This is a genomic window from Bradyrhizobium sp., from assembly GCF_036009065.1.
Lineage (GTDB): Bacteria > Pseudomonadota > Alphaproteobacteria > Rhizobiales > Xanthobacteraceae > Bradyrhizobium.
Genome location: NZ_DASYMN010000363.1, coordinates 1 through 3183, shown reverse-complemented (window position 1 = coordinate 3183; position 3183 = coordinate 1). Strand labels below are relative to the sequence as shown.

Below are 3183 nucleotides of genomic sequence, written 5' to 3'. Positions count from 1 at the left end.
TGGCGTCACCGTTCAGTCCTCATTAACCTAGGTGTTCGAAACTGCCGCTGCGGCGCGGCCCCGGCGTTTGCTTATGCTCCCTCGAGCCTTGGCGTTCAGTCCTCTCTAGCAGAAGGCCGGGCCAAGACAACCCGGGAGAGCAGGGCAGACCACAATCGGGGCTTCCCCTCAAAGAAGTTGAGATTGGTTCTCGGCAGGAGACGAGTGAATGGCGTTTCGGCAGATTTTCTTGGGCGCGATGCTGGCGGGCGCGTTTTTGGGCGCGTCGGGCTCCACCGGACATTCGGCAAAGGACACGGCGGTTTCCTCAAGCGGGTTGCCGGTGCCGCGCTATGTCAGCCTGAAATCCGATCACGTCAATGTCCGCGCCGGCCCGACCAAGGACAACGACGTGGCCTGGGTCTACACCCGCTCCGGGCTGCCGGTGGAAATCACCGCCGAGTTCGAGAACTGGCGCCGGGTGCGCGATTCCGAAGGCGCCGAGGGCTGGGTCTATCACTCGCTGCTGTCCGGCCGCCGCACTGCGGTCATCACCATGAAGGCCAAGGATGACCTCGCCTCGCTGTACGATCGTCCGGATCCGGCGGGCGCGATCTCGGCCCGCCTGCAGGCCGGCGTGGTGGCCCAGGTCAAGAAGTGCGCGGCCGGCTGGTGCCGCGTCATCGGCAACGGTTTCGACGGCTGGATCGAACAGCAGCGGCTGTGGGGCGTCTACGCCGACGAGAAGGTGGAGTGAGTTCTACGAACTTATCTCCGCGTCGTCCCGGCCAAGTGAGCGCAGCGAACGCGAGCCGGGACCCATACGCCGTGTGCGCGCGTTGGGGCACAGCGGCCGACGCGTTCCTTGATCATCGATGTCAGGGGTTATGGGTCCCCGCCTTCGCGGGGACGACCAGTCAGCGCTTCTTGCGCAGGCGCACGACCATGTCGACCCGGGCGATCTCGTAGCCTTCGGGGACCTCGGGCATTTTCTGCAGCACCAGATGCGGATCGGGAATGTCGACCAGCTCGTGACTGCCTTCGAGATAGAAGTGATGATGCGCCGACACGTTGGTGTCGAAATAGGTCTTGGTGCCGTCGACGCTGACCTGGCGCAACAGGCCGGCATCGGTCAGTTGGTTGAGCGTGTTGTAGACGGTGGCAAGCGAGACCGGGACCTTGGCGTGGGTGGCCTCTTCATAAAGCATTTCGGCGGTGAGATGGCGTGCGCCTTTTCCGAACAACAGCCAGCCCAGCGCCATGCGCTGCCGGGTCGGACGCAACCCCGCCACCTGCAGCATCTCATTGACGTCATGCCATGGGCACCCGGTCAGCGCCGGCTGGCGCCCGGCCGCTATCTTTGCGCCGGCGTCGTCGTCGCTGGAAACCGCAACGTTTTCACTCACATCCACTTCTGCTACCTCAAGGTACCACGGGCCTAACTATAGGTAAGGAAACGGTTAGATGCAAGTTTTTCGCAACTAGAACGTTTCCAGACCCCAACTCCGGGAACTTTTGCGGAAAACCGGTCCGATAAGAACATTTAGGGGGTTTTGGACGATTTGTCTCACGCGGAGGGGACGCGGCTTTGCCCGTTCACGGGCTTATGATAGAGAGCGCGCGAACCCGTTTCCCGCGGTTTCGGCAAGAGCGGGCGGCAGTCTGCCGCGGTCAATGCTTGCTTTGCGGCGTCAACCCTCAACCCGGCCTCATGGCGCGTTTCGCTTGAAGCGGACCATTGGCATGACGGATTTCAGACAAGGCCATCCCCAAATGATCGTTCGGCGAGGCAGTTACGAATACGAGGATCTGCTGGCGTCCGGCCGCGGCGAATTGTTCGGCGTGGGCTACGCCCAGCTGCCGCTGCCGCCGATGCTGATGTTCGACCGCATCAGCGAAATTTCGGCGACCGGCGGGGAATATGGCAAGGGGATCATTCGCGCCGAACTCGATGTGAAGTCGGACCTCTGGTTCTTCGGGTGCCATTTCAAGGGCGACCCGGTGATGCCCGGCTGCCTCGGCCTTGACGCGCTCTGGCAGATGGTGGGCTTCTTTCTGGCCTGGAGCGGTGGCGAGGGGCGCGGTCGGGCGCTGGGTCTCGGCGAGTTGAAGCTTTCCGGCCAGGTGCTGCCGGACGTCCGCAAGATTGTGTACAACATCGACATCAAGCGCGTGATGCGCTCGAGGTTGGTGTTAGGTATTGCCGACGGGTGGCTTTCTACCGACGGCGATATTATCTATCGCGCGAAGGATTTGAGGGTCGGTCTGTTCAAGCAGAACGCTGCACCGCAGCCGGGAATCTGAAGTCAATGCCGGGCCGGCGATGCGGCTTGGGTTTTGACGGCGGCCATCACACCACAACGAAATGACAAGGGCGAGGCGATCATGAGGCGGGTTGTCATCACGGGGATGGGGATTGTCTCATCGATCGGAAACAACACCCAGGAAGTGCTGGCGAGTCTCTATGAGGCCAAGTCCGGCATCACCCGCGCGGACAAATATGCCGAACTGGGTTTTCGCTCCCAGGTGCAGGGCGCGCCGACGCTCGATCCGGCCGAATTCGTCGATCGCCGCGCCATGCGCTTCCTCGGGCAGGGCGCCGCGTGGAATCACGTCGCCATGGAGCAGGCGATCCAGGACGCGGGTCTTGAGCCGGCGGATGTTTCCAATGTGCGCACCGGAATCATCATGGGCTCTGGCGGCCCGTCCGCCCGCACCCTTGTGGAGGCCGCCGACACCACCCGCACCAAGGGCCCGAAGCGCGTCGGCCCGTTTGCGGTGCCGAAAGCGATGTCGTCGACGGCATCCGCGACGCTGGCGACGTGGTTCAAGATCAAGGGCGTGAACTATTCGATCTCGTCCGCCTGCGCGACCTCCAATCACTGCATCGGCAATGCCTACGAGACCATCCAGGTCGGCAAGCAGGACATCATCTTCGCCGGCGGCTGCGAGGAGCTGGACTGGTCGCTGTCGGTGCTGTTCGACGCCATGGGTGCGATGTCGTCGAAGTACAACAGCACCCCGGCCACCGCGTCCCGCGCCTACGACGTCAGCCGCGACGGTTTTGTGATCGCGGGCGGCGCCGGCGTCGTCGTGCTCGAGGAGCTTGAACACGCCAAGGCGCGCGGCGCGCGCATCTATGGAGAAATCGTCGGCTATGGCGCCACCTCCGACGGCTACGACATGGTGGCGCCTTCGGGCGAG

The 3183-nt window shown here is 63.2% G+C and carries 4 protein-coding genes; 3 read left to right on the top strand and 1 reads right to left on the bottom strand.

Features of this window, described 5'->3' with window-relative positions; all coding sequences use genetic code 11:
- Nucleotides 1-208: 208 nt before the first annotated feature.
- Entirely contained in the window at nt 209-736 is a 528-nt protein-coding gene (locus tag VGP39_RS21860; RefSeq protein WP_414644765.1) for an SH3 domain-containing protein, read from the top strand.
- 160 nt (nt 737-896) lie between these two features.
- Here VGP39_RS21860 and irrA read toward each other — a convergent pair whose 3' ends face one another.
- Complete coding sequence (irrA, locus tag VGP39_RS21855; RefSeq protein WP_414644764.1) at nt 897-1385, bottom strand: iron response transcriptional regulator IrrA; 489 nt, start codon at nt 1383-1385, stop codon at nt 897-899.
- Nucleotides 1386-1752: 367 nt separating this feature from the next.
- Between irrA and fabA the strand changes: the two genes are divergently transcribed.
- Complete coding sequence (gene fabA, locus VGP39_RS21850; protein WP_327570175.1) at nt 1753-2283, top strand: 3-hydroxyacyl-[acyl-carrier-protein] dehydratase FabA; 531 nt, start codon at nt 1753-1755, stop codon at nt 2281-2283.
- Between the two features lie 81 nt (nt 2284-2364).
- Nucleotides 2365-3183: beta-ketoacyl synthase N-terminal-like domain-containing protein (locus VGP39_RS21845; protein WP_327570174.1), on the top strand; the 819-nt coding region annotated here is incomplete at its 3' end.